The sequence below is a fragment of the Bradyrhizobium neotropicale genome, assembly GCF_001641695.1.
Taxonomy (GTDB): Bacteria; Pseudomonadota; Alphaproteobacteria; order Rhizobiales; family Xanthobacteraceae; genus Bradyrhizobium; species Bradyrhizobium neotropicale.
On record NZ_LSEF01000049.1, the window covers coordinates 23,163 to 47,186 of the forward strand.

General features: G+C 58.8%; 24 protein-coding genes and 1 pseudogene. 11 read left to right on the forward strand and 14 right to left on the reverse strand.

The genetic code is table 11. The annotated features are described in order from the left end of the window. Positions 1 to 329 precede the first annotated feature (329 nt). Positions 330 to 1,010: a class I SAM-dependent methyltransferase gene (locus AXW67_RS16470; RefSeq protein ID WP_063678720.1), complete on the reverse strand. Its 681-nt coding sequence runs from the start codon at positions 1,008 to 1,010 to the stop codon at positions 330 to 332. 409 nt (positions 1,011 to 1,419) lie between these two features. Here AXW67_RS16470 and AXW67_RS16475 point away from each other — a divergent pair, with 409 nt between their 5' ends. From AXW67_RS16475 to AXW67_RS16500, 7 genes and pseudogenes are all read left to right on the forward strand, one after another. Continuing rightward, positions 1,420 to 2,538: a 2-aminoethylphosphonate--pyruvate transaminase gene (locus AXW67_RS16475; protein WP_063678721.1), complete on the forward strand. Its 1,119-nt coding sequence runs from the start codon at positions 1,420 to 1,422 to the stop codon at positions 2,536 to 2,538. A 189-nt stretch (positions 2,539 to 2,727) separates the two neighbouring features. Beyond that, positions 2,728 to 3,522 (forward strand): phosphocholine cytidylyltransferase family protein, encoded by a 795-nt coding sequence (locus AXW67_RS16480; protein WP_063678722.1) that lies wholly within the window; start codon positions 2,728 to 2,730, stop codon positions 3,520 to 3,522. Further along, positions 3,512 to 4,285: a phytanoyl-CoA dioxygenase family protein gene (locus tag AXW67_RS16485; RefSeq protein ID WP_063678723.1), complete on the forward strand. Its 774-nt coding sequence runs from the start codon at positions 3,512 to 3,514 to the stop codon at positions 4,283 to 4,285. Before AXW67_RS16480 ends, AXW67_RS16485 begins: the two co-directional genes overlap by 11 nt. A gap of 635 nt (positions 4,286 to 4,920) precedes the next feature. Further along, positions 4,921 to 5,130, forward strand: coding sequence for a hypothetical protein (locus AXW67_RS41895; protein WP_145927663.1), 210 nt, complete (start codon positions 4,921 to 4,923; stop codon positions 5,128 to 5,130). A gap of 503 nt (positions 5,131 to 5,633) precedes the next feature. Further along, positions 5,634 to 6,394, forward strand: a pseudogene (locus AXW67_RS16490) (class II aldolase/adducin family protein). A gap of 16 nt (positions 6,395 to 6,410) precedes the next feature. After that, positions 6,411 to 7,439 (forward strand): TauD/TfdA family dioxygenase, encoded by a 1,029-nt coding sequence (locus AXW67_RS16495; protein ID WP_063678724.1) that lies wholly within the window; start codon positions 6,411 to 6,413, stop codon positions 7,437 to 7,439. A gap of 24 nt (positions 7,440 to 7,463) precedes the next feature. After that, on the forward strand, positions 7,464 to 8,078 hold the full coding sequence (locus AXW67_RS16500) for an SGNH/GDSL hydrolase family protein (protein WP_063678725.1): 615 nt from the start codon (positions 7,464 to 7,466) through the stop codon (positions 8,076 to 8,078). Between the two features lie 201 nt (positions 8,079 to 8,279). On the opposite strand, the gene AXW67_RS16505 is transcribed toward AXW67_RS16500, so the two are convergent. The 3 genes from AXW67_RS16505 to AXW67_RS16515 all read right to left on the reverse strand — a co-directional run bounded on the left by AXW67_RS16505 (position 8,280) and on the right by AXW67_RS16515 (position 12,534). Continuing rightward, positions 8,280 to 8,729 (reverse strand): hypothetical protein, encoded by a 450-nt coding sequence (locus AXW67_RS16505; protein WP_063678726.1) that lies wholly within the window; start codon positions 8,727 to 8,729, stop codon positions 8,280 to 8,282. 10 nt (positions 8,730 to 8,739) lie between these two features. Then, positions 8,740 to 10,716, reverse strand: a complete 1,977-nt coding sequence (locus tag AXW67_RS16510) for a conjugal transfer protein TraG (RefSeq protein WP_063678727.1) — start codon at positions 10,714 to 10,716, stop codon at positions 8,740 to 8,742. A 90-nt stretch (positions 10,717 to 10,806) separates the two neighbouring features. After that, the gene (locus AXW67_RS16515; RefSeq protein ID WP_063678728.1) at positions 10,807 to 12,534 is read right to left on the reverse strand and encodes a relaxase/mobilization nuclease domain-containing protein; all 1,728 of its coding nucleotides are present in this window, start codon (positions 12,532 to 12,534) and stop codon (positions 10,807 to 10,809) included. A 1,690-nt stretch (positions 12,535 to 14,224) separates the two neighbouring features. On the opposite strand from AXW67_RS16515, the gene AXW67_RS16520 reads away from it, so the two are divergent. Next, positions 14,225 to 15,925, forward strand: a complete 1,701-nt coding sequence (locus tag AXW67_RS16520; RefSeq protein ID WP_082907913.1) for an outer membrane beta-barrel protein — start codon at positions 14,225 to 14,227, stop codon at positions 15,923 to 15,925. A gap of 343 nt (positions 15,926 to 16,268) precedes the next feature. On the opposite strand, the gene AXW67_RS16525 is transcribed toward AXW67_RS16520, so the two are convergent. From AXW67_RS16525 to AXW67_RS16535, 3 genes are all read right to left on the reverse strand, one after another. After that, on the reverse strand, positions 16,269 to 16,538 hold the full coding sequence (locus AXW67_RS16525) for a hypothetical protein (protein WP_063678730.1): 270 nt from the start codon (positions 16,536 to 16,538) through the stop codon (positions 16,269 to 16,271). Between the two features lie 160 nt (positions 16,539 to 16,698). Beyond that, positions 16,699 to 17,214, reverse strand: coding sequence for a hypothetical protein (locus AXW67_RS16530; RefSeq protein WP_063678731.1), 516 nt, complete (start codon positions 17,212 to 17,214; stop codon positions 16,699 to 16,701). Between the two features lie 84 nt (positions 17,215 to 17,298). Next, the gene (locus tag AXW67_RS16535; RefSeq protein ID WP_063678732.1) at positions 17,299 to 18,087 is read right to left on the reverse strand and encodes a hypothetical protein; all 789 of its coding nucleotides are present in this window, start codon (positions 18,085 to 18,087) and stop codon (positions 17,299 to 17,301) included. Between the two features lie 316 nt (positions 18,088 to 18,403). Between AXW67_RS16535 and AXW67_RS43175 the strand changes: the two genes are divergently transcribed. Together AXW67_RS43175 and AXW67_RS16540 are read left to right on the forward strand one after the other, a co-directional pair. Next, positions 18,404 to 18,562, forward strand: a complete 159-nt coding sequence (locus AXW67_RS43175; protein ID WP_201723675.1) for a hypothetical protein — start codon at positions 18,404 to 18,406, stop codon at positions 18,560 to 18,562. A 355-nt stretch (positions 18,563 to 18,917) separates the two neighbouring features. After that, a complete protein-coding gene (locus AXW67_RS16540; protein WP_063678733.1) occupies positions 18,918 to 19,151 on the forward strand; it encodes a hypothetical protein in 234 nt (77 codons plus the stop codon). 316 nt (positions 19,152 to 19,467) lie between these two features. Here AXW67_RS16540 and AXW67_RS16545 read toward each other — a convergent pair whose 3' ends face one another. The 6 genes from AXW67_RS16545 to AXW67_RS40555 form a co-directional block, all read right to left on the reverse strand. Beyond that, entirely contained in the window at positions 19,468 to 19,977 is a 510-nt protein-coding gene (locus AXW67_RS16545) for a S26 family signal peptidase (protein WP_201723676.1), read from the reverse strand. Beyond that, a complete protein-coding gene (locus AXW67_RS16550) occupies positions 19,974 to 20,438 on the reverse strand; it encodes a DUF2840 domain-containing protein (protein ID WP_063678760.1) in 465 nt (154 codons plus the stop codon). The genes AXW67_RS16545 and AXW67_RS16550 overlap by 4 nt, the downstream gene beginning before the upstream one ends. A gap of 137 nt (positions 20,439 to 20,575) precedes the next feature. Further along, on the reverse strand, positions 20,576 to 20,854 hold the full coding sequence (locus AXW67_RS16555) for a helix-turn-helix transcriptional regulator (RefSeq protein WP_063678734.1): 279 nt from the start codon (positions 20,852 to 20,854) through the stop codon (positions 20,576 to 20,578). A 122-nt stretch (positions 20,855 to 20,976) separates the two neighbouring features. Beyond that, a complete protein-coding gene (locus tag AXW67_RS16560; RefSeq protein ID WP_347336752.1) occupies positions 20,977 to 21,432 on the reverse strand; it encodes a DUF2285 domain-containing protein in 456 nt (151 codons plus the stop codon). 127 nt (positions 21,433 to 21,559) lie between these two features. Continuing rightward, positions 21,560 to 21,748 (reverse strand): transcriptional regulator domain-containing protein, encoded by a 189-nt coding sequence (locus AXW67_RS44095; RefSeq protein ID WP_082907916.1) that lies wholly within the window; start codon positions 21,746 to 21,748, stop codon positions 21,560 to 21,562. 163 nt (positions 21,749 to 21,911) lie between these two features. Next, positions 21,912 to 22,187: a DNA -binding domain-containing protein gene (locus AXW67_RS40555; protein ID WP_082907918.1), complete on the reverse strand. Its 276-nt coding sequence runs from the start codon at positions 22,185 to 22,187 to the stop codon at positions 21,912 to 21,914. Positions 22,188 to 22,343: 156 nt separating this feature from the next. Between AXW67_RS40555 and AXW67_RS16570 the strand changes: the two genes are divergently transcribed. Continuing rightward, complete coding sequence (locus AXW67_RS16570; RefSeq protein WP_063678737.1) at positions 22,344 to 22,595, forward strand: helix-turn-helix domain-containing protein; 252 nt, start codon at positions 22,344 to 22,346, stop codon at positions 22,593 to 22,595. A 412-nt stretch (positions 22,596 to 23,007) separates the two neighbouring features. On the opposite strand, the gene AXW67_RS16575 is transcribed toward AXW67_RS16570, so the two are convergent. Then, positions 23,008 to 24,021, reverse strand: a complete 1,014-nt coding sequence (locus AXW67_RS16575; protein WP_063678738.1) for a PDR/VanB family oxidoreductase — start codon at positions 24,019 to 24,021, stop codon at positions 23,008 to 23,010. Positions 24,022 to 24,024: the final 3 nt, after the last annotated feature.

Consider the following 24,024-nt stretch of genomic DNA (forward strand, 5'->3'; position numbering starts at 1 on the left):
GACCAATTCCGTAGCCGGCAGACCCAATCACGTCTTCGCTGCGGTCCTTGAAAGCGGGGCCGGCCATTGACATTGTGTATTCCTTGATCTCCTGTTAGGAGCCATTTGCCATCAGGACCTTCTACGAACTTTTCGCGCGTCGCTTCAGGATTATTCCAGTAGCCGAGAACATCGCCGGATCGGGTGATAACACCGCGATGGCTCCCTCTGCTTCATCCGGTTGCCTGGCGCCCGTGGCAACATCGATGACATCGACGACATGACCAGATCGGCCCATTGTGCCTGGAACGGCGGATCTAGCGCCGCGCACGACGGCAAACCCTCCTTGCTCAGCACGGACGATTTCGCTCGGGTGCATCGAAGGCAATGTAGGCTCGCGCGCAGGGTGGGTAGGTCTGAAAATAGACCAGCCGCCGGTCAGACCGCCTTGCGACATCCGTAAGCGCTTGCGTGTGCCAGAGGCCCCATTTGCCGATGTTCAGGAAGTAATCATCTAAGAATAATACTCCGCCTGGTACGATCCGGGGCAGCAACGCGCTGCATGCAGCTTCAATTGATGACGGAAGATTGCAGTCGATCACACCGACGGCCACGGGTTGGCTCGGCTCTTCTCCTCTTGTTGATTCGTTGCGAAAGTCACCCTTCACTATGCGCAACCGCTCGGGCCCGATGTTCTTTTCAAGAAACTCACGAGTGGCTTGTTCGTCCGCACAATAATCACCCGGCTTCAGAAAGGGTAACATTGACCGCTCTTGTTTCGTCATCTCCGGCTCCCCTGCGAAGCTTTCGAAGCCGACATACCGCATGATTACGCCCAAGCGATCCAGGATGTGGTGGGCACTAAACATCATCTCGCCACGAAACAGTCCAAACTCGACGTAGTCTCCCACCAATCTGTTCATCGCGAGATAACCGCGAATATCCAACAGAAACTGCACTTTGCGCTGTTGACGATGACGATGGTCGAGCTCATCGGACAGTGAGCGCAAATCGCTAGCGATTTCGTCCATGGATCTTGTGGCGTCGTCGAGATGTGTACGCATCGCTACAACCGTTGTCGCCTTTCAAACGTCTGCCGCCGACCAGTAGAACACCTAACCGCGTCAAGAAGAGAGACTACGCCTCGCAGATGGCGCCAGTGTGGCGTCTCCGAAGCGTGCTGCCGTGGGATCGATAAGCAGCTTGACGCAGGTCGCCATTCCACGATGGCCGCGCCGCTGCTTCGTGGCGCCAACTTGTCGGCTATTCACGTGGAGCTATGTGCGACAGCTCCGTAACCCTTCTACGACGCTCCTCTTGGCACGTAGCATGCAAAGTTCTGGGTGGCCGGATCAAATCCGGTTGGATTGAGACCTGGATGTCCTGGCACCTCACTCGCGCATGTTCGAATTTGCTTGAGAGCCGCAGGCCCGAATTCATATGACCGCCGATCTGACCAGAACACCACTTCTCTTGACGCCGGGACCGTTAACCACGCAATCGCGAACTCGCTCGGCCATGCTGAAGGACTGGGGATCTCGCGATCCTGCCTTTGTCGACATGACGAGACAGCTGCGCGAACGGCTATTGAAGATCGTCAATGGCGAGCCGACCCATGTTGCAATACCACTCCAAGGCAGCGGTACTTTCGCGGTCGAAGCCACACTCGCCTCTCTGATCAAGCCTGATGATAAGATACTGATACTGTCGAACGGCGCCTATGGGGAGCGCATGATCGACATTGCGCGACGCCTGAACCGACGATTTCTGGCCTTGCATTGGCCAGAACACCTGCCCATCGACCTGCAGCAGGTTGACAAGGCAGTTGCACTGGACCCGACAATTAGCCACGTCGTGCTCGTGCATTGCGAAACAACATCGGGAATACTCAATCCGTTTGAGCAAATCGCTTCCATCGTACTCGGTCACGGACGCGGCTTGATATTGGACGCCATGAGCAGTTTCGGCGCACTCCCGATCGACCTGTCGAAGTTTCCAATTACCGCCGCCGTTGCTTCCAGCAACAAGTGTCTCGAGGGCGTACCGGGTATCGGCTTTTCCATTGTAGACAAGAGAGCGATCGCTGCGGCCAAACGGGACAACATCCCTTCTCTGTCTCTTGATCTATATGATCAATGGCGCGGATTCGAGAACAATGGCCAATGGCGATTCACGCCACCCGTGCAAGTCGTTGCGGCACTGGTCGAGGCTTTGCGTCTGCTGGAAGAAGAAGGGGGACCCGCAGAGCGTCTTAAGAGGTATCAGCGAAATTTCTCTACACTCCGAGCTGGGATGGAGCAGCTCGGCTTCCGGATGTTTCTTGATGCGGCAGTTCAGGCACCGATCATCGCCACGTTCTTGCCGTTGGACGACCTAGATCTTCGATCTGACGATCTTTTTGTCGCGCTTCAAACTCGAGGTTTTTCAATATACCCGGGGAAGCTGACGATGAGAGATAGCTTCCGTATTGGCTGCATAGGCGCCGTTGTACCAAGCGATTTTGAGGCGCTGGTTGACGCTTGTCGCGAGATTGTGAGCCTCAAGAGAGGCCACAGCTAGCGCGGCCAAGCGTCTGCTTCGCCCTAGCGAGCCGGACCGTCGTCCGATTCCGTCTTCCTACCGTGACCGGTGATGGACCCACCAATTCTTGCAGGAGATCGCAAGCCTCAGGTCATGGTAGTCCGCCGCCGACAGCTCGTAGATAAGTCCCTCAAAGCACCAAATCCTGAGAGGTGCCCGCGGCCGGAGATGAGTACAAGCGCTCACGCAGTCATCCTCGCCGCTGGTGCCGGCAACCGACTGGGTATGAAGGGAGTACCCAAGGCGCTGCTGCGGTTTGGATCGAAAAGCTTGTTGTCTCGTCACATTGAATCGCTCAGGAGAATCGGAGTCACGCGGATTGACATTGTGGTCGGTTATGAGGCGACCGCAATTTTCCAGGCCCTAGTAGGTGAGTGCGGAGCCATCGCAGTTCGCGTAATCCCCGTTTTGTGGCAGGAGAAGGGAAGTCTCTTTTCGCTTGTGGCGGCGAACATTGGGTCTTTGGACGCGGATACGGTCCTATTGATGGATGCCGATGTGCTCTACCATGGCGCGATCATTGAACGTCTCGTCAGTTCCCGGAGCCAGAATGCGGTACTCGTCGATCGTAACGGCGCCGTCGGCTCCGAACCGGTAAAGCTCTGCGTAAGAGGAAACACGATCGTCGATTTCGAGAAACGGCCGACCGATTTGGGCGACTGGTATGGCGAATCAGTCGGCTTCTTCAAACTGGGACCGACGGCTCGCCACGAACTTGGCGCGATAGGTTCTCAGCTCCTCTCTGCCCGAGGTGACCGTTTGGAATACGAAGCGGCTTTAAAGCCAGTTCTGTTGAATGCATCCCACAAATTCGCACCTGAGGACATCACAGGTCTCCCATGGATCGAGATTGACTTCGAAGACGATCTCCGACGAGCGGAGACCCATGTATTTCCATTTCTAGAAGAGACTTTGTCTGGAAATGCGTCCTTAGACGGAGGAGACAATGACAATGAAAGCTGATCTTTCACGCGGCACTTCGTTGGACTTGGAGAATAAGAGAGCGTCGTTCGACAAGGATGGGTTTGTAAAATTCGCAGGTCTCGTTGAGAACGCGCAGGAACTTCGCGAGCATATCCTGGCCATCGAAGCCGCGGAGCCCCAAGTGGACGGCCCGTGGCTCTACTTTGAGTCCAGCGGAAAAGACGCTTCGCCGTTGATCAATCGAATCGAAAACTTCGCCGATCATGATGATGTGCTTGGCGATTGCGTTCGGTCCTCATTGTTGGCCGATATCACTGCCCAATTGCTAGGCGAGCCAGTGTGTCTCTTCAAAGAAAAAATCAACCTAAAGCTACCTGGCGGCGGCGGATTTGAGCTTCATCAGGATCAACAGGCCGGGTGGAGCCGCTATGCCCGCCTGTTTGTCACCGCGCTGATCGCTATTGACGCCGCGGATACTTCCAATGGGTGCCTGGAAGTCTTTCCTGGTCTTCACAAAGATGGTCATTTGGGGCCAGAAGGAAGCCCGCTACCCATCAGCGCCGTAGGGAACAGAGCTCCCATACCGGTCGAGCTGTCGCCGGGTGACGTGCTTTTCTTTGATAGTTACGCTCCTCATACTTCAAAGCCAAACTTATCCGATCGTCCACGTCGCGCGATGTACCTTACGTATAATAGGTTGCGAGATGGCGACCGCAGAGAAGACTACTACCTGCACAAATGGGATACCTATCCCCCGGATATTGCCCGACGAAAGGACAGGACTTACGCTTATCGTGTGTGACGCGCGCACCACGAACTTTTTCCTGTGTTGATCGGATAGGTTACCGATGCTGGATTGAGCGAGATCAACAGCAGGATGACTTCGGCTTCCTCAGGTAGACTCGAGGAAAACAACGGTAAGGACAGTGCTTCCATAATTGTGGCTGATAAAACGCGAGCCTTGCACCGAGCGGTTCAAGGATGCTGCCAGCAGCCGATCAGAATTGACCCGTGGTCCAATGTGTCAAGTCCGTTGTCATCCTGCGGCGCAGTACTGCCCCCTCTACTCCGGCAGTCGGCTCACGACGAGTGCCGCCATTCGGATCATGGACCGCTCGCTCCACCGCCGCGCGCGACTCGACCGAGGGGAAATCGGCGTCGGTGCGGCCAAAGTGATTGAGCCCGCGCGGATGGCTTCAATATCCAACACTGAAGCTGTGGGCCTTTGCGGAGCCCGCCTCGCACGCGCGAACCGAGTGGACGCCTGAGATCTTCACAATTGCCTCCCCAATCGTGCCGCGCGCACAGCTCTTCATCGCCTGCATTTCGAACAGCTTCTCCCGAAATTGAGTTCGGAAATTATGAATTTTCGCTTGTGCCGTCGGGCAAAACAGTGGTCTATGTGGTGCATACGGACTCAGAAGGGGAAGTTCCACGATGGCTGATCGAAGCGGCACGCATTCGGATCTTGCCGTGATTTCAAAACTCAACGGAGATTTCAGGAAGAACTATGGAACGCTGCTTGGAGCCTTTCTCTACCTGCGGTCGATGCAAGTGGCCGGCGGAAGGGCCTCTTTGTGCAGTGGTCTCCTTATTGCGGCCCTTTCAGCGCTGTTGAGCTGGTTTGCCCAACATGGCTGGCGATGACTGCTATGAGGCTGCCAGTCTCATCAATGAGATCATTGGCGCGTGAGACTCGCCGCGGTCTAAGCGACAAGGATGGAGCGATCGGCAATTGGGAGTCGCCAGTTATTGCCAGACCAGAATAACTAAGCCTCAGCCTGTTCCTGCAGGATAGCGTGAGCGACCGGCTTCAATGATCTTGCCGTCGGCCAGAGACCTAACTGAAGTCAGCCGACCGCGTCAGTTCACCCTTCGCCTTGGGGAAATCATTGACGGATTGGATATCCGGCAGCGGCCGCCACCGTTCGACAACCTGGTCTTTTGCCGGTTGTGTACGGTTTCGGACGCTTACGTCTGAAAGCCGACGCGCAGGGCGCCGACTGCACCGGGGCTTTGCCTTACACAGCCATCGCGCGATGTGTTTGCTGGCACAGCAATTGCTCGATTGAGGATGTCGAGCTTGCAGCCGCCAACCCAGCGGCTGCTGCCACTGGCGACGACCGGTGTCTCGCATCACGAAAAGGCCGATGATGACAGCGCATCCGAATCAGGCGATCGCCACAGATACAATGCGGCAGATTCGGGTTGACCTTGCCGCAGCCGACCGGCTGATTCATCGGCTCGGCCTCGACGACAGCATCTATACCCACATCTCGGCTCGCCTTCCCGGCGATCACGAACGCATTCTGATCAATCCGTTCGGGATGCGCTTTGACGAAGTGACTGCCTCGAACCTTGTCACGATCAACATCGACGGCACGGTCGTCGACGATCCCCTCGGACTTGGTATCAATCCGGCCGGCTTCAATATTCACGCCGCGATTCATTCCGCACGAAAAGACGCAATGTGCGTACTGCACACCCACACAATTGCCGGGGTTGCGGTTTCGTCACTGAAAGCTGGTCTGCGGCCACTCACTCAATGGTCGCTCCAGTTCATAGACAGCCTCGCCTATCACGACTATGGAAAAATCGCGCTCGATATTGGTGAGCGCGCCAGACTTGTTGCCGATCTCGGCGACAAATCCGTCATGATTCTGCGAAATCACGGCTTGCTGACCTGCGGACGCTCCGTTGCCGAATCCTTCAAGCTGATGCGCAACCTTGAGCGATCTTGTCAGGCGCAATTGGCAATTCAAGCTGCAGGATCACTGAGGCTACTGCCCGCCGGGCTGCGCAACAGTACGCAAGCTTCTACGACGGCATCGAAGCGGGAGAAACGCCGGATGTCGAATGGGCCGCCTTCAGACGTCTGCTGGAGCGAACCGATCCGGACTTCATGAACTAGCCTCGAGGAGGCTGAAATGACGCATAAGTTGCTCCGCCGTCTAGATGCTACGCAGCTCGACCTGGGCGGCTTTGTTAAATGGTCCTTGAGCTTTCCCGATCCCTACAATGACCCGATAGCTGCCGCTGATCAGGGCAGAAGGGGTTTTGCCCATCTCCCCCTTGGATTCCAAAATGCGCTGAATGAATTCTCGAACACGCCATATTCCGGCGTACTCTTGGTTACCGGTCTACCGATCTCAGCCGATCTTCCGCCGACCCCCACCAAGCCGGTCAGGGAGGCCGGCGTGGGACGCGTCGGCAACGAAGGCCTCCTCTTCTCAATCGCCTCCGCGTTCGGAAACCCGTACAGCTATCGTGAGTGGGAGGGAGGGCTTCTCCTTCACAACAAGTATCCAATTCGGCAACATGCCACCTCGCAAGTGGGGACGAACAATGTGCTGCTCCAAATGCACACGGAAAAGGCGTTTCGCGACGTTTCTCCCGACTACGTCGCTCTACTATGCTTGCGAGGCGATCCGGCCCATGCTGCCATAACTCATTTTTGCGATCTCCGTCGCATCATCGAACAGTTCCCGTCCGATGCGCAACGACTGCTTCGGACGCCCCTATACGCATTTCGGACTGATAGCCCGCGCCTCGTGATGGACGGCATTGGCTATACGGCGCCGCATGCGATTGTGCAGGAGCACCAGAATCGCGCCATTTATCAGTATGTCGATGACCTTTCGGCTCTCAACGACGAGGCCAAAGAGGTGCTCGATAAGCTGCGGACTGCCATCGGCGCGAATACAACAGGGCTGCATTTGAACGCCGGGGATCTACTAGTTATGGACAACTCTCACATCGTCCACGGCCGAAGCGCCTTTCGACCAAATTACGACGGTCGAGATCGTTGGCTGCAACGGCTGATGATTTCGCACCGTTTGAACGCAAACTATCTTTGCTCAACTGGTCATCTGATCCCGGATTCCTGCTTTTCTGAATGCTCCAGCGAACACCGAGCGGTGCAGGAACACCAACGGCAAGGAGGAGCAAACTTTTGATCTGGAGACAGTTGATCTAGTTGAATGTATCGTGTCCTACCCTGGCTTCTGTCCCTCATATTGTCGATTGCATTCGCGGTCTCGCTTTCCGAGCTTCAGAAAGCCAAGCGCATTAGTGAGGTCGCCCAGCAAAGCATTCACAACCATAGAAATGTGCGACAATTCATCATCAGCGCCGCCATGGCGAGGACGCACGAACCCATTGTTGTGCTCGGGGACAGCATTGTGGAGATGGCCGCCTTGCCTCTAGCCCTCCGAGGTGTCGAGCTTGTCAATGCAGGTATTGGCGGGATCCGAGCCAGCGAACTCGCTGTTATCGCTCCCCGGCTCCTGGATGGTTTCAAACCGAAGATGCTGGTTGTCGCCCTGGGCACCAATGATGCAGGCTCCACGGGCTCAGACTTCTCGAGCCTCTTGACTATTCTTAGGACCTACACGCCCAATCTGGTCGGCGTATCGACGACAAATGATCCGGCGACCCTTGCGAGGATGCGGGAGCGCTTCCAACAAGCAGGCGTTCCATTCATTGCGCCCGAAATTCGCGATGGTGGCAAGTTAACGGACGCCATCCATTTCAACAAACGGGGCTACGAGACGTGGATTGCGTCGCTCGTGAATCAGATCTTGCGAATGATGTAGCTGCGCCTCTTCGTGCGCTTCACCCCCGCTTTCACTCCGCAGATTGGAGAAAAGGACCCGGCCGGCCCGACTAAAACGGCTGTATTCAGGCGTGCCACAGTCTGGCTATCTTAGGGATCTCGCCGGCTTCGTAAGGCCGTATGGCAAACTGCCTGCTCCTGTAACTCTATGCGACGGAGTTTCGATTGAAATGTGTCGTCATCACGTAGAACTGGCATTGTCTTTGATCGGCTCAAGACTTTCTGCATCGTTCGATTCGAGGCTCACCTCCTTCATAATGGTCGATCCGCTGGAAAGCCGTCGCCCGAGAGCTTCGACGAAACGATCGTAGCGCTCCGCGCCCTTGGCCCGCGCGGCCGGGCTCGATTGTTCCGGTAACGCCGGCGTCGCCGTCAACCAGAAGCGAATGAACAGGGCAACCGTTTCCAGCGTGATACCGTCATTGCGTTCAAGCCGCTCGAGCACACGCACGATCCGGTCGAGACGCTTGGCGATCGCGGCTTCCCGCCGATCGGAATCATCAGGGGAAAGGAAGGATGCAATCGCAGCCTCGGCCACCAGCGACTTTGGCTTGTCCTGACGCTTTGCGAATGCCTCGAGCTGACGGCATATCTCCGGGTCGAGATAGATGCTGAGCTGGGCTTTCTTCATCTCACCCGGCTCACAAGCCCATCTGGTCGTCCGGATCGAGGCTGACAGATCGCGCAAACCCTTGCATCGAGCGGTTCACGGACGCTGCCAGGAGAGGATCGGAATCGCCCTCATCGCCCAGAGCGTCAAATTCGTTCTCAGCCAGTGGCGCCGTGATGACAACCTCCTCCTGTTCCGGCAGGTCCGGCTCGCGGCGAATGCCGCCGTTCGGATCGTGGACCGCGCGCTTTACCCCCGCACGCGGCTCGATCGAGGGTGAAATCGGCCTTCGGCTCGACCAATCGTCGCCCTGCGCGGCCAAGGTGACTGCGGTGGGAGGAGACGGCTTCAATATTCGACGCTGAAACTGCGGGTCTTCGTAGTACCGCGCCTTGCGGGCGCGCACCGGGTGCACGCCTGAGACCATTACAATTGCCTCGTTCGGCGAGAGCTGCATGACCTCTCCGGGGGTCAGCAGCGGACGGGATGTCTCCTGGCGGCTGACCATCAGGTGGCCGAGCCATGGCGCCAGCCGATGTCCGGCATAGTTCTTCATCGCCCGCATCTCAGTCGCCGTCCCAAGTGCATCCGAGACACGTTTGGCGGTGCGCTCGTCGTTGGTGGAGAACGCAATCCGGACGTGGCAATTGTCGAGGATCGCGTGGTTCGGCCCATAGGCGCGTTCGAGCTGGTTCAGGCTCTGGGTGATCAAGAAGCTGCGGATGCCGTAACCTGCCATGAAGGCGAGCTGGCTCTCGAAGAAGTCGAGCCGGCCGAGTGCTGCGAATTCGTCGAGCATCAAAAGAAGCTTCTGACGCTGCCGATCGGTATCCAGGCTCTCCGTCAGCCTCCGTCCGATCTGGTTGAGCACGAGCCGCATCAGCGGCTTTGTCCGGGCGATGTCGGATGGGGGCACCACAAGGTAGAGCGAGATGGGCCGAGGTCCATCGACCAGATCACGAATGCGCCAGTCGCTCCGCCCCGTGACTTTGGCGACAACAGGATCGCGGTAGAGTCCCAGGAAGCTCATTGTTGTCGACAACACGCCGGAACGTTCATTCTCGCTTTTGTTGAGGAGTTCCCGCGCCGCCGATGCCACCACGGGATGGACCCGCTCGCCCAAATGGGGCGTCGCCAGCATTGCATTCAGCGTCGCCTCGATCGGACGCGAGGGATCCGACAGGAAGTTGGCAACGCCAGCGAGCGTTTTGTGGGCTTCCGCATAGAGGACGTGGAGAATTGACCCGACAAGCAAGGAGTGGCTGGTCTTCTCCCAGTGATTGCGGCGCTCCAGCGCGCCTTCGGGGTCAACAAGGATGTCTGCCACATTTTGGGCGTCGCGCACCTCGCAATCGCCCTTGCGAATCTCGAGCAAGGGATTGTAGGCCGCGCTCGCGGGGTTGGTCGGGTCAAACAGCAGCACCGGGCCGAGCCGGGCGCGCCAACCCGAGGTCAACTGGAAGTTCTCGCCCTTGATGTCATGAACGATGGCAGAGCTCGGCCAGGTCAGCAGCGTCGGAATGACAAGGCCGACGCCCTTACCGGACCGGGTCGGAGCAAAGCAGAGGACATGCTCCGGCCCATCATGCCGGAGGTAGCGGTCTGCGAAGCGGCCGAGCACGACCCCGTCGGCTCCCAAAAGTCCAGCACGCCGAACCTCCCGCAGATCCGCCCAGCGAGCCGAGCCGTACGTCGTGACTTCCTGGGCTTCCTTTGCCCGCCAGACCGAGATCGCGATGGAGACGGCGAAGGCTGCTATCCCGCCGCTTACGGCGATGCATGCGCCCTGGAGGAAGATCATCGGCGCGTAGGCGTCAAACTCGAACCACCAGATGAAGAAAGCAAACGGCTCGTAAATGGGCCAGCCTCCGATCATGAACCAGGCCGGCCCAAGCTGCGACTGGAAACCCAAACGCCATGCCGTCCACTCGGTGGCCACCCAGAGGAAGGCGAGCACGAGGGCCGAGACGGAGAGCAGTTGCCCCCAGAGAATACGGGTAGCGGACATAAGCCGTAGATGCGCGCGTCCCGAGCCGTGGTGCAACGGCAACACTCACCATATCGTGGTGATGCGCACCATGGCGCAGAGATGGGCGGGTCAGAGGGACAGGTCGCGCTTTCGTCCAAAACTCCAGTCGATCCCGCCCGGACCAGCGATACCGCTGACGTGCCGGCCCCGCTCACGCTCGAGCGACGGCGTCCAGGGCACGAGCTGGAAGCCTAGCCCGTTGTCAATCATGGCGAAGCGGCCGGAGGCGAGTGAAAGTCTTCGGCAGTAGACCCCCGCAACGGACGAGCCTGCCTCGGCGGGCAGATGCGCCAGCCCTGTTTCTTCCGCGATCCGTTTTCCGACGCTGCCGAGTTCGCGCTGGCGTAATGTTCCGATGAGGCTGCGACCGAGTGTGACTTTGCCGCCGTCGCGGCGGGCTAACCCCTGCTGCGCAAGCACATCAATCCGGCGATCGAGTGCCGCGCGGACCTCCGCTCCGAATCCCGCGCGCGAGAGATCTGCCGGTTCACGAGCCACCAGCCGCCGGTCGAGCCAGGTGGCCCCTTCCGACGCTACCTGCTGATCGAGGTTGAGGTCCGAGCGGACAGCGAGCGCGACGCGCTGGCGGCCCCTCGCATCCTCGAAGCGCCTTAGCTCCACAATGCCGCCGATCGGACCGTCGCCCGCGGCCTCCAGATCGTGGAGTTTGAGGTGATGCACGCGCCCGTCGATCCCATCGACGACTGCGAACCCGGTTCCCTTGAGCTCATCATCAAGCCCGCGGGCAATGAGGCGGCCGATGACAGCTTCGCCATGACGCTCACCCTCGAGCGCCCAGGACGATGGCGCACGAGAAGCGCCATCCTTCGCGAGGGTCTTATGCAGCCGCTTGATGATATCGCCGCGTTCCCCAAGTGCACGCAAGCGCTGCTCCGTGTCGGCGGCCAGAACCCAGCGGGCGGCCCCCGCGGGCAAAGCGAGTCCCAGCCGCTCGAGCGTCCGCATTCGGCCAATCCGGATCTGCCGCAACGGTTCGGTCCCACCCGCCCCCTCCGGCCGCAGATCAATCACTCCATCCGCCCTTCCCGCTTCCCGGGCCAGCGCCCGGTCGAGCCGTGTCCAGCGTTCGGCCGTCACCTCCGCCTCAAGATCGCGCTGAATCTCTAGTTCTGACCGAGGACCAAGTTCGCGCGTGACGAGATCGCCCGCCCGAACGCGCAGACCTTTGCTGATATAATCGCGGCTGATGACCAGGTCGGAGCCGTCGTCTGCGCGGCCGCGCACGAGGATGTGGATATGGGGATGCTCGGTATTCCAGTGGTCGATGGCAACCCAGTCAAGCCGCGTGCCGAGATCGCGCGCTGCCTGATCCATGAGCTCACGGGTAAAGCTCCGCAAGCTTGCGAGCTCCGTGGCGTCGTCCGGCGAGACGATGAACCGGAAATGATGCCTGTCGTCCTCACAGCGTTCGACGAAGGCGCGTCCATCAGCCTCATCGCCAGCAGCATCGAACAGCTTGCCAGATGAACCGTCGCGGGTGACGCCGTCACGCTTCAGGTATCCGATATGGGCTCGCAGGCTACCTGGCGAACGCATCCGCCGCACGACGCGTGCCTTGACCATGGCGCCGCGGCTGCGGTCTTGCAGAAGCCGGCTTGCGGCAACGCTGGCCGTGCGTCCCCGCCCGAACCTGCTGCCGAGAGGTCCGGCGCCACGGGAGAGCCCCCCTGCCTTCTGTGCAGCCTGAAGTGCCTGCGCCAGGAACGGTTTTGTTCGTGGCGCGCGTGTCGAGCGGATCCGACCTGGGCGTACGCGGAAATCGTCGTTACCAGCCATCGTATGCTCCAATAATGTGCCGAAAACCGAGCAAGACCGACGTGTTGCGGGAAGTCGCAAGGTTTGCCGTGAAAATGCAATGTTTGCGGTGTCGCTGAAATTTCATGGTGTTGCCCACCCCGACCGACCGGCCGCACCTTGCGGCTTTTATCCTGCCATCCGCGCTTGGCGAGACCCTGCTCTCTCGATACTGCGATACTCTCCGACAACATGCGACGAAATGCGATCACGGTCGCCGGCATTGCAGCTCGCGTGATCGCTGCACCAACAGTCCGGCCGTACGGGCCACCAGTGCACGCGCCCTGCCCAGCGAGGCCTTTCACTCTATTGATCCAACGAAATTGCAATGTCCTCATCCCAGCGGTCGATGGGTCATTGAAGCGCTCAACGAATGCTGTTGCGTGCTTCCAATGAACAGTGTGGCCGGCGAGCGACGTACCGCGTTCGTGCGGTTCAATACCGATCAAGATGCAAGCCTAACGACGTAGGTCTGCGTCTCATGAAGAGCGCGGCGGGTCCTCGGTGTCCACGTGCCGTGTTCCGGCGCGGATTCAACATTGGCTGTGAAAGTTGCCGAGTGGAAATTGATTGGACCGTCACGATTCGACTTTCCCTAGGCAATTTGACCGTGCCTGCCACGTGGGGTGACGCTGCCGAGAAGAGCTGGATGGATGCAGTTGGATCGCGCTCCCAGCAGCAGCGCCACCTGGCCGACGATTGGTGTCCGTGGGTCGGCGTCGATCCGCGCCCACATACGTAGTGAGCGTGTGGCCCTTCGCCGGCAAGACCTCGCCCACGCCGAGATCGCTGATCGACGTCTATTACAGCGAAATCTCGCGTGTATAAGCGGCGCGGTCGCCGAGCTTGCGATAGGTAGCGCTCGTGCCATGAACTCGGTGCTTTTCCATCGTGCGGCGGGACATCCCGAGAAACCGCGCGGCGTCCGGCGTGCACAGGTATCGGGGGCGAGCTGGCGCTCGGATCGATCATTCGAGAGGCTCCGTTATCGTGTGGAGCGCAACGAGCTGGTTTGCGCACCGAGGGCCAGAATGGCACGTCAAATCGGCTGGGGGGATGCCGAAGGCGCGAAGATAAGTTTCGCTCCCCCTGCGCTAATCGTTGCCGGATGATGCGCGGGGCAATGCCAGATAATCGCCGCCCGTCAAGGGAGGAACCGCCTGCGTGCCGCAGAAGTTCTGTTAGCCAAGGCCCGCGATCGTGTCGCTGTGCGACCTACCATGAACGATCAGATCTGTTGCCAAGCGGCCGAGCGGCTGTTCTTGCGGCCTCGAACCGGGCGAAGCAAAGTCAACCCGACGAGATGCATGACACCAGGGCGTCGAATCTCCAACGCAGCGACGATTCCGCGACTTACTCGCGACGTGGGTTTCAAGACTTTGGACAAGAGCTTCATGGCCGAGCAAGCAAGAGACGAACGCTTGGGCGGGAGCGACCACCTTTTGATTCCGTCGTAAATCGACGTGCGGCGCCCCCTCTTGCGTCCGACATCGGACGCGCGGCTTGTTTCAAGGTTCACACCGGTCTTGTTGTGAAGACGACATGGCAATCGGCAAGCCGCGGGAATTTCGCATCCCGTTCGCTGGCTTGAATCATGCACAAGCGAGCGCCGTGGCAACGGCGTCGGCCATTCGGCTTTCGTTGCAAGACATTTGTGTGTTCATGAGGTGACATGCGATCTGAGCTTCGTTTTTGGACTGCCGCGACAGCTGCGCTCGTTGCAAGCGGGGCCGCCAACTCCGCAGACCTGGCGCCGGCGACAAAGGTCCCACCGGCGCTATGGAGCTGGACTGGAGGATATGTCGGTGGGCATGTCGGCGGGGGTTACGGCCGAACCTCGTTCAGTGATCCCTATGGTCCGTCGCTTTACGGCGACGTCGTCGATACCCCGGTGTTCGTTGCGGGAGGTCAGATCGGCTACAATTGGCAGAGAGACCGTTGGGTTCTCGGTCTCGAACTGGATGCCAGTGGGACCGTCTCGGACGGTACAGGCACTTGCCTTGCCGTCTCCGGCGTCGTTGTGAACGCAAACTGCAAAGCAGGTCCAGACGTCTTCGTCAGCGGGATTGGCCGCCTAGGGTATGCATTTGGTCCGCAGGGACACACGCTCGCGTATCTCAAGGCGGGTGTAGCTTGGCAGCACAATCGCGGCGATGTCGTCAACAACAACGAATTCTTTGGTCAGGCACCACAGGGGGCTACCCATTTCGACTATGGTCGTGTCGGAGGCACGATCGGCGCCGGCATTGAGCAAGCGCTCACGCCGGCATGGTCGATCACGCTCGAGTACGACTATCTGAGGTTCGGCGGACCGAGTGTGCGGACGCCTCCGACCTTGCAGGTTCCGCCGTTTGTCACGCTCCCGGCAAACGTCACCAGCCTGTCCAGCAGCTACCATATCGGTAAGCTAGGTCTGAACTACCACTTTGACGCCGCCCCAAATGCGCCGCGATCCGAAGCTTCGTTCTATGCAACAAAGCCTACTCGCCGCGCGCCGCCGATTGCCTTTACCGAAGGGTGGTCGCTGGAAAGCGGCACACGGCTCTGGCTGAGCCGAGGAAGATTTCAGTGGGACCATTCCCCGAATGTCCAGGATCCAACCGAGCTTGTATCAAGACTCATCTATCACAAGCTGGACGGAATTTCCGGTGAGTTGTTCGAACGGGTTGACAGTCCTTGGGGGATCTTCCTGAAGGGAAATATCGGATCCGGACGCTTCAACAGCGGTGCTATCAACAATGAAGATTGGGGCCTGGGCCCTCCCGTCTGGATGGGCGATCGCATCGCTTATACCAACTTCCTATCAGGTCAGGCGAACGGAAGATTCACGTACTATACGGCCGATGCCGGGTACGATTTCCTGCGCAGCAGCACCTATAAGATCGGAGGATTCATCGGCTGGAGCCACTACGGTCAGACATCTGACTCGACGGGATTGGTACAAATCGCCTCCGCCTATCTCCCGGGCCGGGTGACGAGCGACAGGGTCATCGGCAGCCAAGACACCGATTGGAATGCGCTGCGGATCGGTGTTAGCGCCGAGACCATATTGCTCGATCGATGGCGCGTCAGTGCCGATGTTGCCTACGTCCCCTGGACGAATTTCCAGGGTCGGGACTATCATCTGCTGCGCGATGAGACGATGTTCACCGATCAGCGTGGGAGTGGCGGTGCCGGGGTCCAAATAGAAGGCGTCTTGTCGTACTTCCTTACCAAAAACTTCAGCATCGGCGTCGGCGGCCGTTATTGGAGCATGTGGACTTCAAGATTTGGCCGGGAGAGCGTGAACAGCATCGCTAACGGGAATATGCGCGCCAAATTTAGCATGGAACGCTGGGGCACTTTCTTGGAGGCCTCGTACAAGCTTGAGTGAGGATGCTCGCTCGTGGGCCCGCCTGGCGTGCAATCCTGCGACTCACAAGCACTACCCGGCGGCAAACAATACCTGAAACGCGCGCAATCAATCCTCCCAACTCAAAAGCGCGGCCAGTGACAGCCGACGCGAGCAGAATTCCAAAGTATCGAGGGTTCAAGGAGTCGCTAGACTGCCGGTTCATTCGAAAGAGTTGGCCCTCGCTTATGAGGCGGCCGCACTCCCATCTAACAATAAGCTGCCCCGTCCGTCTCGATGTCATCGATCGAGATTGTGTGCCCATTTCTGCAGACGCTCCGCCTAGGAAGCGCCAGGAACTCCTCGAGCTACAGAAGAATTTCGCTCACTTCCGCGAGTCGCTTGCCTTTGCTGCCGCGGCGGCAGATTGCACGCGCTTGCCGGCGGTTGTCTGCCAGTCGGCCCCGTGGAGCCGCATCATCTCGCGGTAGGCGCGCTCGATGAAAACCCACTCCATAGCGAGTCTTGCAAGAAATGCGGCTACCAGCGCAAGCCCGCACGCCACATAGCTATTGATGAAGTCGAAAAAAAGGTTGCTGCCGGCGATCGTCAAGAACGCGAGCAGCATAGCCACGTTGCGAAAAGAGTTGAGCATCCAGTCCCCATAGCGGCTGCTATAGTAGCACTGCAGCCATGACGATTATCGGCGTTAATCGGCCAATATGCGCCGGAATTTGTCCTATTTGGGTAGTAGGATGTCCGACGTTCAGCTGTGGTATGCATGCTATTGCAGTTCAACTGCGCGCGCATCGGCTCTAGATGAAGCCCAACTTGCCCTTGCCCACCGCCGTCGCGACCTTGACAGGGTTCTCCAACACAGACCGGATGTACTCGTGCATCCCTTCGCAAATCTGCTCTATGTCCTGCTTGTCGAATTCGAGCGGGATGCCTCGTATTGCGCGCGGGCTATCGCCTATCCTGACCGTTATGGCGTTCCCGATCATCTCGAACTCCAGAACGACGCGAGGCCAGAACTTTCCTTCGTCCTTCGTATGTGGGATTCCGACAGCGACACCCATCTGGATGGGAGCCAAGGTCAGCGTGCCTTCATGGTAGGTGCTGAACTTCGCATCTCTGTAGTCGCCTGCGTCGGTTCGATACTCCCCCGTAGGCGGAACACCCCATACTTGTGATCCCTCACCTAGATAGATCGGCAGATGTTGAACAACAGCATCGCCAAGCGCGTGGATGGTTTGGAAGTTCTTGACCGTCATGTCACTGTACAGGGACATCGCATCCTGCAAGACCTTCATTCGTTCGCTCAGCGCCATTCGGCCCTCCAATGCGGGTTTTCGGTAACGTGGTTCGTTTAGCCGAAACAAAGTGATTCCGTCTCCAGCCATCTGCGGGTTTGGCTATGGAACCTTCGCGCGAGCCTCGGTCGCTAGATTGTGCGCGAACGCAAATACATTCGAGGCTAGGCCTTCAAAGGTACCGCCACCAAGCACGGCCAGAAGTTCCACACACGCTCCTGGACTGCTGTCGTCAGGCGGAGGCCGCCCGTATAGCGCTGCTTCTATAATGTCCTGAGATCGTTTCTGTTGCGTCGTCGGCGGTCGAGTTTTGGCCCACTCATCTGCGTGCCGAAAGCCATTCGCGCCAGCTTCAATGATCGCCCCAACGGAATGACCGTTGAAGAACGGCCCCACCGTGGTCCATTGCTCTTTCCCTTGGATATCGTCCTTAAGGCGAAGAAGTACGGTGCTCAGCATCAGCATCAGCGAACCGGCATAGATACCCGCGCCGAAGACAGCTGCAGCCTGTCGATCCAGCACATTGTGCAAGGCTTCGCCAAACGCGCTAGAAGGCATCCCATGCCCACGCACCATTTCCTCATGCGCTTTATCCCCCACGGCGTTTAGGGCGTCATCAAGCGCGTTGCGCTGGGACAGCATACCGCCCATGGTCGCAAACAGGTAGCGAAGGTGGGGCTCGCTGTAACGCCACATCTGCACGAGCCGGAATAAACCGTTGTAGGCGATGTCCCCATGTTGAGGATCGCCATCCCTGGTCATAACGAGATCACCAGTACTGTCCAGCGACCAATCACCTATCTCCTTCAGGATGGTCAGGTTGTAGGCATTAACAACATCGTCGTAGGGAGTGATGCGCGCTTCAGGAGGCTGCGCAGTCGTGTCTATCATTCCAAGGCATCCACAGGCTATGAACCAGAACCGCCCCGCCAAAACTTAAATGCTTGCTGCAAGCTTATCGATAAACCATGTTCCCATCGGAAGGAAGATCCCGCGGCGGTGGCATAGCGAACCGGACGCACGAAGCAGATTGACCGCAATCTCAAGGCGCGCTCCGCTGACGGTTGCGGGACACGACGAGACCGAGACCGAATTTGTTCTTCCTCATCGAGCTGGCCAAGCAGCCCTCAGGTACGTCAATCTCTCCACCGCGTCCGATTGGAGGCCTGGATCCGGAGATGTCTCCCGGCGGGTCTCCATCAAGAAAGTGCAGCCACGACTGATCTCCAATCTCAAATACGTTCTCGTCGGGCTGGAGATGAAGGCCGCGCTGTTCGTTCCCCACGCAAAGCGGGGCAAACTCCTGTTCGAGTCCTACGTCCACATACTCAACTTCGAATTCTGCGTCGGATATGCGAAGGCTTAGGCTCCGCGATCTGGCTGAAGGAAAACGATCTGGACAGCTCCGCTGCCCATCGAATCGCCATCGAACAGCAGAAGTCAACTTTGAAGAAATTCGATCCCGAGGCGAAGCTCGGTCTCGGCGCTGACGGCTAAAGCGTGAAGAGCGTCAGGGACAAGCTTCACCGGGATCGCTTGGGCGCCCGGGAGAACATCGATTGGTATGCGTTTTCGTACAACAAGGCGTTCACGCCGGCGGCGCGCGCAATGCGAAGTCTGCTCAGCACGAATGCTTTGCCGGCTCAGTCACATCCGGCGCCTCGAATTCCTCGCGGAAGGACTGCCCATCATACTCCCAGAGCGCACAGAGGTTCTGGCAGTTGTCGGAGCAGCTTCGCCAGTCGCACGGGCGGGAAGCGAAGGTGCTCGAAGGATTTGCGAAAGAGGAAGCAGCGAAGATACTCATTCTCATGGACGCCGTGCGCTGTCCGCCCAAGCTGATCGCGTCCAAACTGAACCGGATCGTCGGCTGGTTCTACGATCATCTGGCTCGCCTGATCATCGCCCCGCAACGCATATTCGTGTTCACGCATTCGCTTCCTCCCCAGACCTAAAATCGAGGTAGGTATCGCAACTTCAAAGGGAGTGAATCTAACTAGATGTAGATACCCTTCATGGATAAGGGCCCGCATGTCATTCGCCGGGGCACACTCCGGCTCCACTGTCGCGGCTGGTGTGTGTCCGACAATCGAAATGCCGCCGCCATTCGGCAGGTCGGCACCCGGGTTCAGGATGCGAGGATGCGGTCGCTAACGGCGAGTTTGTCGCCGAAAGGCGATACGCGCGTTCATAAATCTGGCCGGAACGGAGGAAGGGTACTGCCATCGATCGGACGGCGGATGGATGTCCAGGAGGGCTGGCAGAGCAATGTCACTCTCCCTCTGTCCAGAGGGGTAACGCTTGTCCGATGACGGCCCATCTCGGAATTGACCCGAAGTAGCGGCCATCGAGGGAGTCCGGCGACTGCCAGTTCATGAGAAAGACTTCATCTGCCCTTACCACACGGCATCCAAGCCAGACCGGCAATGGTCGACCGCGCCCATCGCGCTCCTGCGCTGCTCCCATCTCTATGCCGTCGACAGAAATGACGCGACCATTTCTGCAGACGGTTTGCCCAGGCAGTGCCAGGACGCGCTTGAGCATGGGAACACCGATTGGCAGATAGCCATTCAGGTCCAGGAAGTTCGCAAGCGGCTCGGGCGGCCGAACGGCGACGAGCTCAGTGACCATCAATCGCCGCGCCGGTTGCAGGCGATAGAGGCCGATAGGAACGCTCGCCGAGGGGTTCCAGATGTATGACGGCGGCGTGTCTCCGACCGGGGAGAGCGCGAGAGCTGTCGCTCCGCACATAGCAAGGATGATCGTCAGCCGCCCCATCATAGACCTCGTCTTCTGCGGAGGAGCCATGCCTGGTGGCGCGCGCGGGTGTAGGGTCGCGGGGTTTCGTTGACAGAGAGACGGTTGTGAACGTGATGCCAGTAATCGGGCGCTGCATCGGCAGGATTGATATCGAGGGCTTCCACGGCATCGACGAATTGCAGAACGCGCTCGACCTTCTGCCACCCCGACAATCGCAGCAGGCTCTCACCGCCCGGACTGACGCAAGGGACGGTTGAGTATCGCTGGCCTGCGCCGACGGCGCGCAAAATATCGACGCGAGACAGGACGGTTCCGAAGTCATTAGATGTCCAGCGCACGAACGCAAAAATGCTGCCGCTCGCGAAGGAAAGAACGCGACGCTGGCCATCGATGATCTTCTCCGAGACGGGCTGGCCGAACCGAATCCGGTTCTCAATACGCCCTTCGAGCCACAAGAGCTCCACCGTTGTGAGATCGCTCACCTGGATGCTCCGCAAACGTTGAAAGATCTTGCCGATCGGGCGAGGCAAGATCGCCCGGAAAGAGGAGGAAGTAGAGGCCGCTGACCGCGCGCGAACTGACGCCCGCCATGGCGAGAGGTTTTTCCGTCCGACATGGCTCAGCGTCGCTCCTTGCCCGCATAGGGAATGGGGGTATGGCGCTTGGCAGGCAGGACGGTGCCGACACCAGGATCGGACGTCGATTTCTTTTTGCCACGTTTGGCCCACGCCATCAGGTCCGCGACTGAATAGACCACGCGCCCGCCGATCTTATGATATTCCGGACCGGTGCCGTATGTTCGGTGTTTCTCCAATGTACGGCCAGACAAACTCAAGAAGCGTGCCGCCTCGGATGTACGCAGGTATCGCGGCGGCGAATCCGCCTTCGGGTCGGACATGTGAGAAGCTCCGTCGTCTGGAGCGCGACCGAGTATTGTCGCGAGTCGACGGACAGGATGGCGGAGTAGAAGCGGCTGGGGGGATGCCGAAGATGCGGAGGTGACTTTCGGCACCCCCGACGCTAGTCCTTACGAGATGGCGGGCGGAGCAATGCTCGATAGCCGCCGTGGATCAGCTCCAAGCCGGCCTGCACCAGGCGGATCGTCCGGCTGCGCAGCTCGTGGGTCTTCCAGACGCGCTCAGAAATGCGCTTCCGGCCGAACAACGCTTCCGCGATAGCCCGGTAGGACGCGCCGCTGCTGTGGCCATCGAGCGCCCGCAGCACAAAGCGCAGCCGCTCCCGACGCTGTGCCGAGAACGGTTGGAACGGCGGCCCTGGTGGCTGGCCATTGATTGCGCGCCACAGCCGATACGCAGCGTGGACGCGAATCTCAAAATCCGCATCCAGCAGCAGTTCGACTGCATAGGACGTAGCGCACTGCGGTTCCTCTCTGAACCACAGATGATGTTGCGCTCCGTCAATACGCAATACGGCATGCCAGCCGTCATCCGCCTGTCTGATGGCGCCTGACGCCAAGTCAGCGAGCACCAAATCTAAGGTTGGAGCAGCGCTTTCCGAGGCCGAAGCCCGAGCGAACGGCACCACTGATGGCAAGGCCTCTGGCGCCCAAAAGATCGTTTGTTGGTGAAAGGACCCTTGCGGGTCATGAGCGAAAGCAAACGCCCCATCTCCTCCGGAATTCAGGCGTCACCTGGCCGTCTTTCGACAAAGCATCCCTGTAGTCTGCTTGATAAGAGGGATTGCGCCGGAGACATTCCCAAGCGAAATCCGTGATGTCTCCAGACTTGGCCTGCTGGTAGGTCTCCGGTGAACGCCAGTCGAAATCGGACACTGCTGTGATTCCCTCTGTTAGCAACGATTGCGGCCCAACGTCTATAAAGCCGCCGGTTGTGAGGGGTAGTCACTAATTGTGCATCACGTGATCCAGATAGGCGATCACCCTATCAGCCGGAGAATTCCTTTTCGCAATTGCGAGTTATGAAGATAGTTCTTTGCTATTTGTTAGCGCCACCACGAAGCAAGTGACGATACCCCTGGTCTGCCATCCATTTTGCGCGGGCCAAATGGCTGTCGAACGCATCGCGCGCGCGCGTGGATTCGCGATCCGGATCTATGTGCAACACGATCCGAACAACCTCTTTCCAATCGGCACCGTCGGCTTCGGCGTCGAGGAGACGCCAATAGGTCACCAGATGCTGCTCGTCATAGGATGTAAGTGTCGGCTCATTCGGAGCGACATCCGCAACGACAGGTAGGTTCAGTTTCGTCATGGGCATCTCAACAAAACAGCAAATGGCTCTGATCTCTCTGAAGGCCGAGACTGTCCAATCGTCTTACTTTTAATCTCATTCACGGCTGGGGGACAGACCTCGAATACACATTATAGGAGATAAACCCGATAGTATGTAAAGACGCAATTTGCGCACATGGACATGCGCAAGTTGGTCGGGCGGAATTTCGCAAAACTGCGGAAGCGAAAGCGCTTCACGCAGGAGAAATTCGCCGAGGTGTCCGGCTTCACCCAACAATACATTAGCGACTTGGAACGAGGCCTTCGCAATCCAACTATCGTTACTCTTTTTGAGCTTGCGAGCGCTTTAGGCGTTAGTCACGTCGATCTCGTTCTGCCGGACGAAGAGGAACGAGGCGAGCGCCCGAAATCTGACAAACGGAAGTGACTAGGGCGAAGCATCAAGCTCCAAATAAGCGGTGACCTTGGCGAACGGGCCCAGGCTGGCGAGCGACGATGGCCAAAACACGAACCGCCCAGGACAGCGCTTCTGCTCGACTTGAACACGCAGAAATATTGTTCGATCTGAAAGCTTCGAGAGCACAGCCGGCTGAAGTCCGATGAATGGCCCTGCTGGACTCAAGGCAGCTTTGCGGAAGAGCTATCACAGCCAAGTTGGCGGACTGGATTTGTCGTGAGCACGTGCACGGGTCAGGTGATCATGATGCCGAGAGCGGATGGCGCCTACCAACCGAAACCTTAACGCCCGGTCCAGCGGACCTTGTCGTCAAGTCGATCAAGCGATGAGCCGCCAATAACCTCGAGGTGGCCAATAGCGATGCGCGCGACGGAAGCGTCGCTCAAACCCGGGCACCAGGACCGGTGGAAGAATGAGCGGGTGTCAGCGTTCGATCGGGCGTATCGACGGTAAGTGAACCGCACGCCGCGCGTGACACGCAGGTGCAAAGCTTCTCATTGCTGGCCCGCTCCTCACTGCTGAAAAACACGTCCCGATGATCGACCCGGGCCGACGCCTCCAGGATCGGCAGGACGCACAAGCCACATTCTCCGCGCCTGCAACCGAAGATCATGTCGACGCCGGCATCTTCAAGTGCCTCCAGCATCGACCGGTTGGCGGGGACGTCGATTTCCAGGCCCAGTCGGGGAATCCTGATCGTGAAGGGCGCATCTGCAAGACTGCCGGCATTGCCAAACGTCTCGTAGCGCAGGAGCGCCGCGGGCCTACCCCCTTCGCGCCACAGGCGTTTGGCGGTATCCAACATGCCGAAAGGGCCGCACACATAGAGCTCGCCACGCCGGTCGAGCTGAGCGATCTCGCCGGCGAGATCGATGCGCTGTCCCTCTTCACTGACGAAGAGCTGAAGCCGTTCGCCGATGTGGCTGGCAAGCTCGTCCGCGAACGCCAGGTCGCGGCGGCTGCGCGCGGCGTAGAGTAGACGAAAGTTCGCATCCGCCTGATTCAGCGCCAGGGCCATCGTGTAGATCGGCGTGATTCCAATGCCACCGGCGATCAGCAAATATTCGGGCCGGCCGTAGCTTAGTTCGAAGTTGTTGCGCGGCTGCGAGATCGTGAGCTGTTCGCCCGCCTTGAGGCGCCACATGCCCAAAGATCCGCCTTGGCTAGATGCGAGCCGCTTGACCGCGATGCGATAGAGTCCGTCCGCGCAAGATCCGACCAACGAATAGCTGCGAAACCGCAACCGGCCGTCGATGGGAGCGAGAACGTCGATGTGGCTGCCCGGCGTTGCCTTGGCGAGCGGGCGCTCCGGCGCGATCTCGAAGAGACGGACGTCAGGCGTAAGCTCGCGCGTGGCGTGAAGGCGTGCGCTAAACCATTCGATCGGCTTGGCCATGAC

Excerpts from the sequence above, each read along its gene's own strand:
- AXW67_RS16470 (WP_063678720.1), bottom strand. The coding sequence starts at position 1,010 with ATGGACGAAATCGCTAGCGATTTGCGCTCACTGTCCGATGAGCTCGAC.
- AXW67_RS16475 (WP_063678721.1), top strand. The coding sequence starts at position 1,420 with ATGACCGCCGATCTGACCAGAACACCACTTCTCTTGACGCCGGGACCG.
- AXW67_RS16480 (WP_063678722.1), top strand. The coding sequence starts at position 2,728 with ATGAGTACAAGCGCTCACGCAGTCATCCTCGCCGCTGGTGCCGGCAAC.
- AXW67_RS16485 (WP_063678723.1), top strand. The coding sequence starts at position 3,512 with ATGAAAGCTGATCTTTCACGCGGCACTTCGTTGGACTTGGAGAATAAG.
- AXW67_RS41895 (WP_145927663.1), top strand. The coding sequence starts at position 4,921 with ATGGCTGATCGAAGCGGCACGCATTCGGATCTTGCCGTGATTTCAAAA.
- AXW67_RS16495 (WP_063678724.1), top strand. The coding sequence starts at position 6,411 with ATGACGCATAAGTTGCTCCGCCGTCTAGATGCTACGCAGCTCGACCTG.
- AXW67_RS16500 (WP_063678725.1), top strand. The coding sequence starts at position 7,464 with ATGTATCGTGTCCTACCCTGGCTTCTGTCCCTCATATTGTCGATTGCA.
- AXW67_RS16505 (WP_063678726.1), bottom strand. The coding sequence starts at position 8,729 with ATGAAGAAAGCCCAGCTCAGCATCTATCTCGACCCGGAGATATGCCGT.
- AXW67_RS16510 (WP_063678727.1), bottom strand. The coding sequence starts at position 10,716 with ATGTCCGCTACCCGTATTCTCTGGGGGCAACTGCTCTCCGTCTCGGCC.
- AXW67_RS16515 (WP_063678728.1), bottom strand. The coding sequence starts at position 12,534 with ATGGCTGGTAACGACGATTTCCGCGTACGCCCAGGTCGGATCCGCTCG.
- AXW67_RS16520 (WP_082907913.1), top strand. The coding sequence starts at position 14,225 with ATGCGATCTGAGCTTCGTTTTTGGACTGCCGCGACAGCTGCGCTCGTT.
- AXW67_RS16525 (WP_063678730.1), bottom strand. The coding sequence starts at position 16,538 with ATGCTCAACTCTTTTCGCAACGTGGCTATGCTGCTCGCGTTCTTGACG.
- AXW67_RS16530 (WP_063678731.1), bottom strand. The coding sequence starts at position 17,214 with ATGGCGCTGAGCGAACGAATGAAGGTCTTGCAGGATGCGATGTCCCTG.
- AXW67_RS16535 (WP_063678732.1), bottom strand. The coding sequence starts at position 18,087 with ATGATAGACACGACTGCGCAGCCTCCTGAAGCGCGCATCACTCCCTAC.
- AXW67_RS16545 (WP_201723676.1), bottom strand. The coding sequence starts at position 19,977 with ATGATGGGGCGGCTGACGATCATCCTTGCTATGTGCGGAGCGACAGCT.
- AXW67_RS16555 (WP_063678734.1), bottom strand. The coding sequence starts at position 20,854 with ATGTCCGACCCGAAGGCGGATTCGCCGCCGCGATACCTGCGTACATCC.
- AXW67_RS40555 (WP_082907918.1), bottom strand. The coding sequence starts at position 22,187 with ATGACGAAACTGAACCTACCTGTCGTTGCGGATGTCGCTCCGAATGAG.
- AXW67_RS16570 (WP_063678737.1), top strand. The coding sequence starts at position 22,344 with ATGGACATGCGCAAGTTGGTCGGGCGGAATTTCGCAAAACTGCGGAAG.
- AXW67_RS16575 (WP_063678738.1), bottom strand. The coding sequence starts at position 24,021 with ATGGCCAAGCCGATCGAATGGTTTAGCGCACGCCTTCACGCCACGCGC.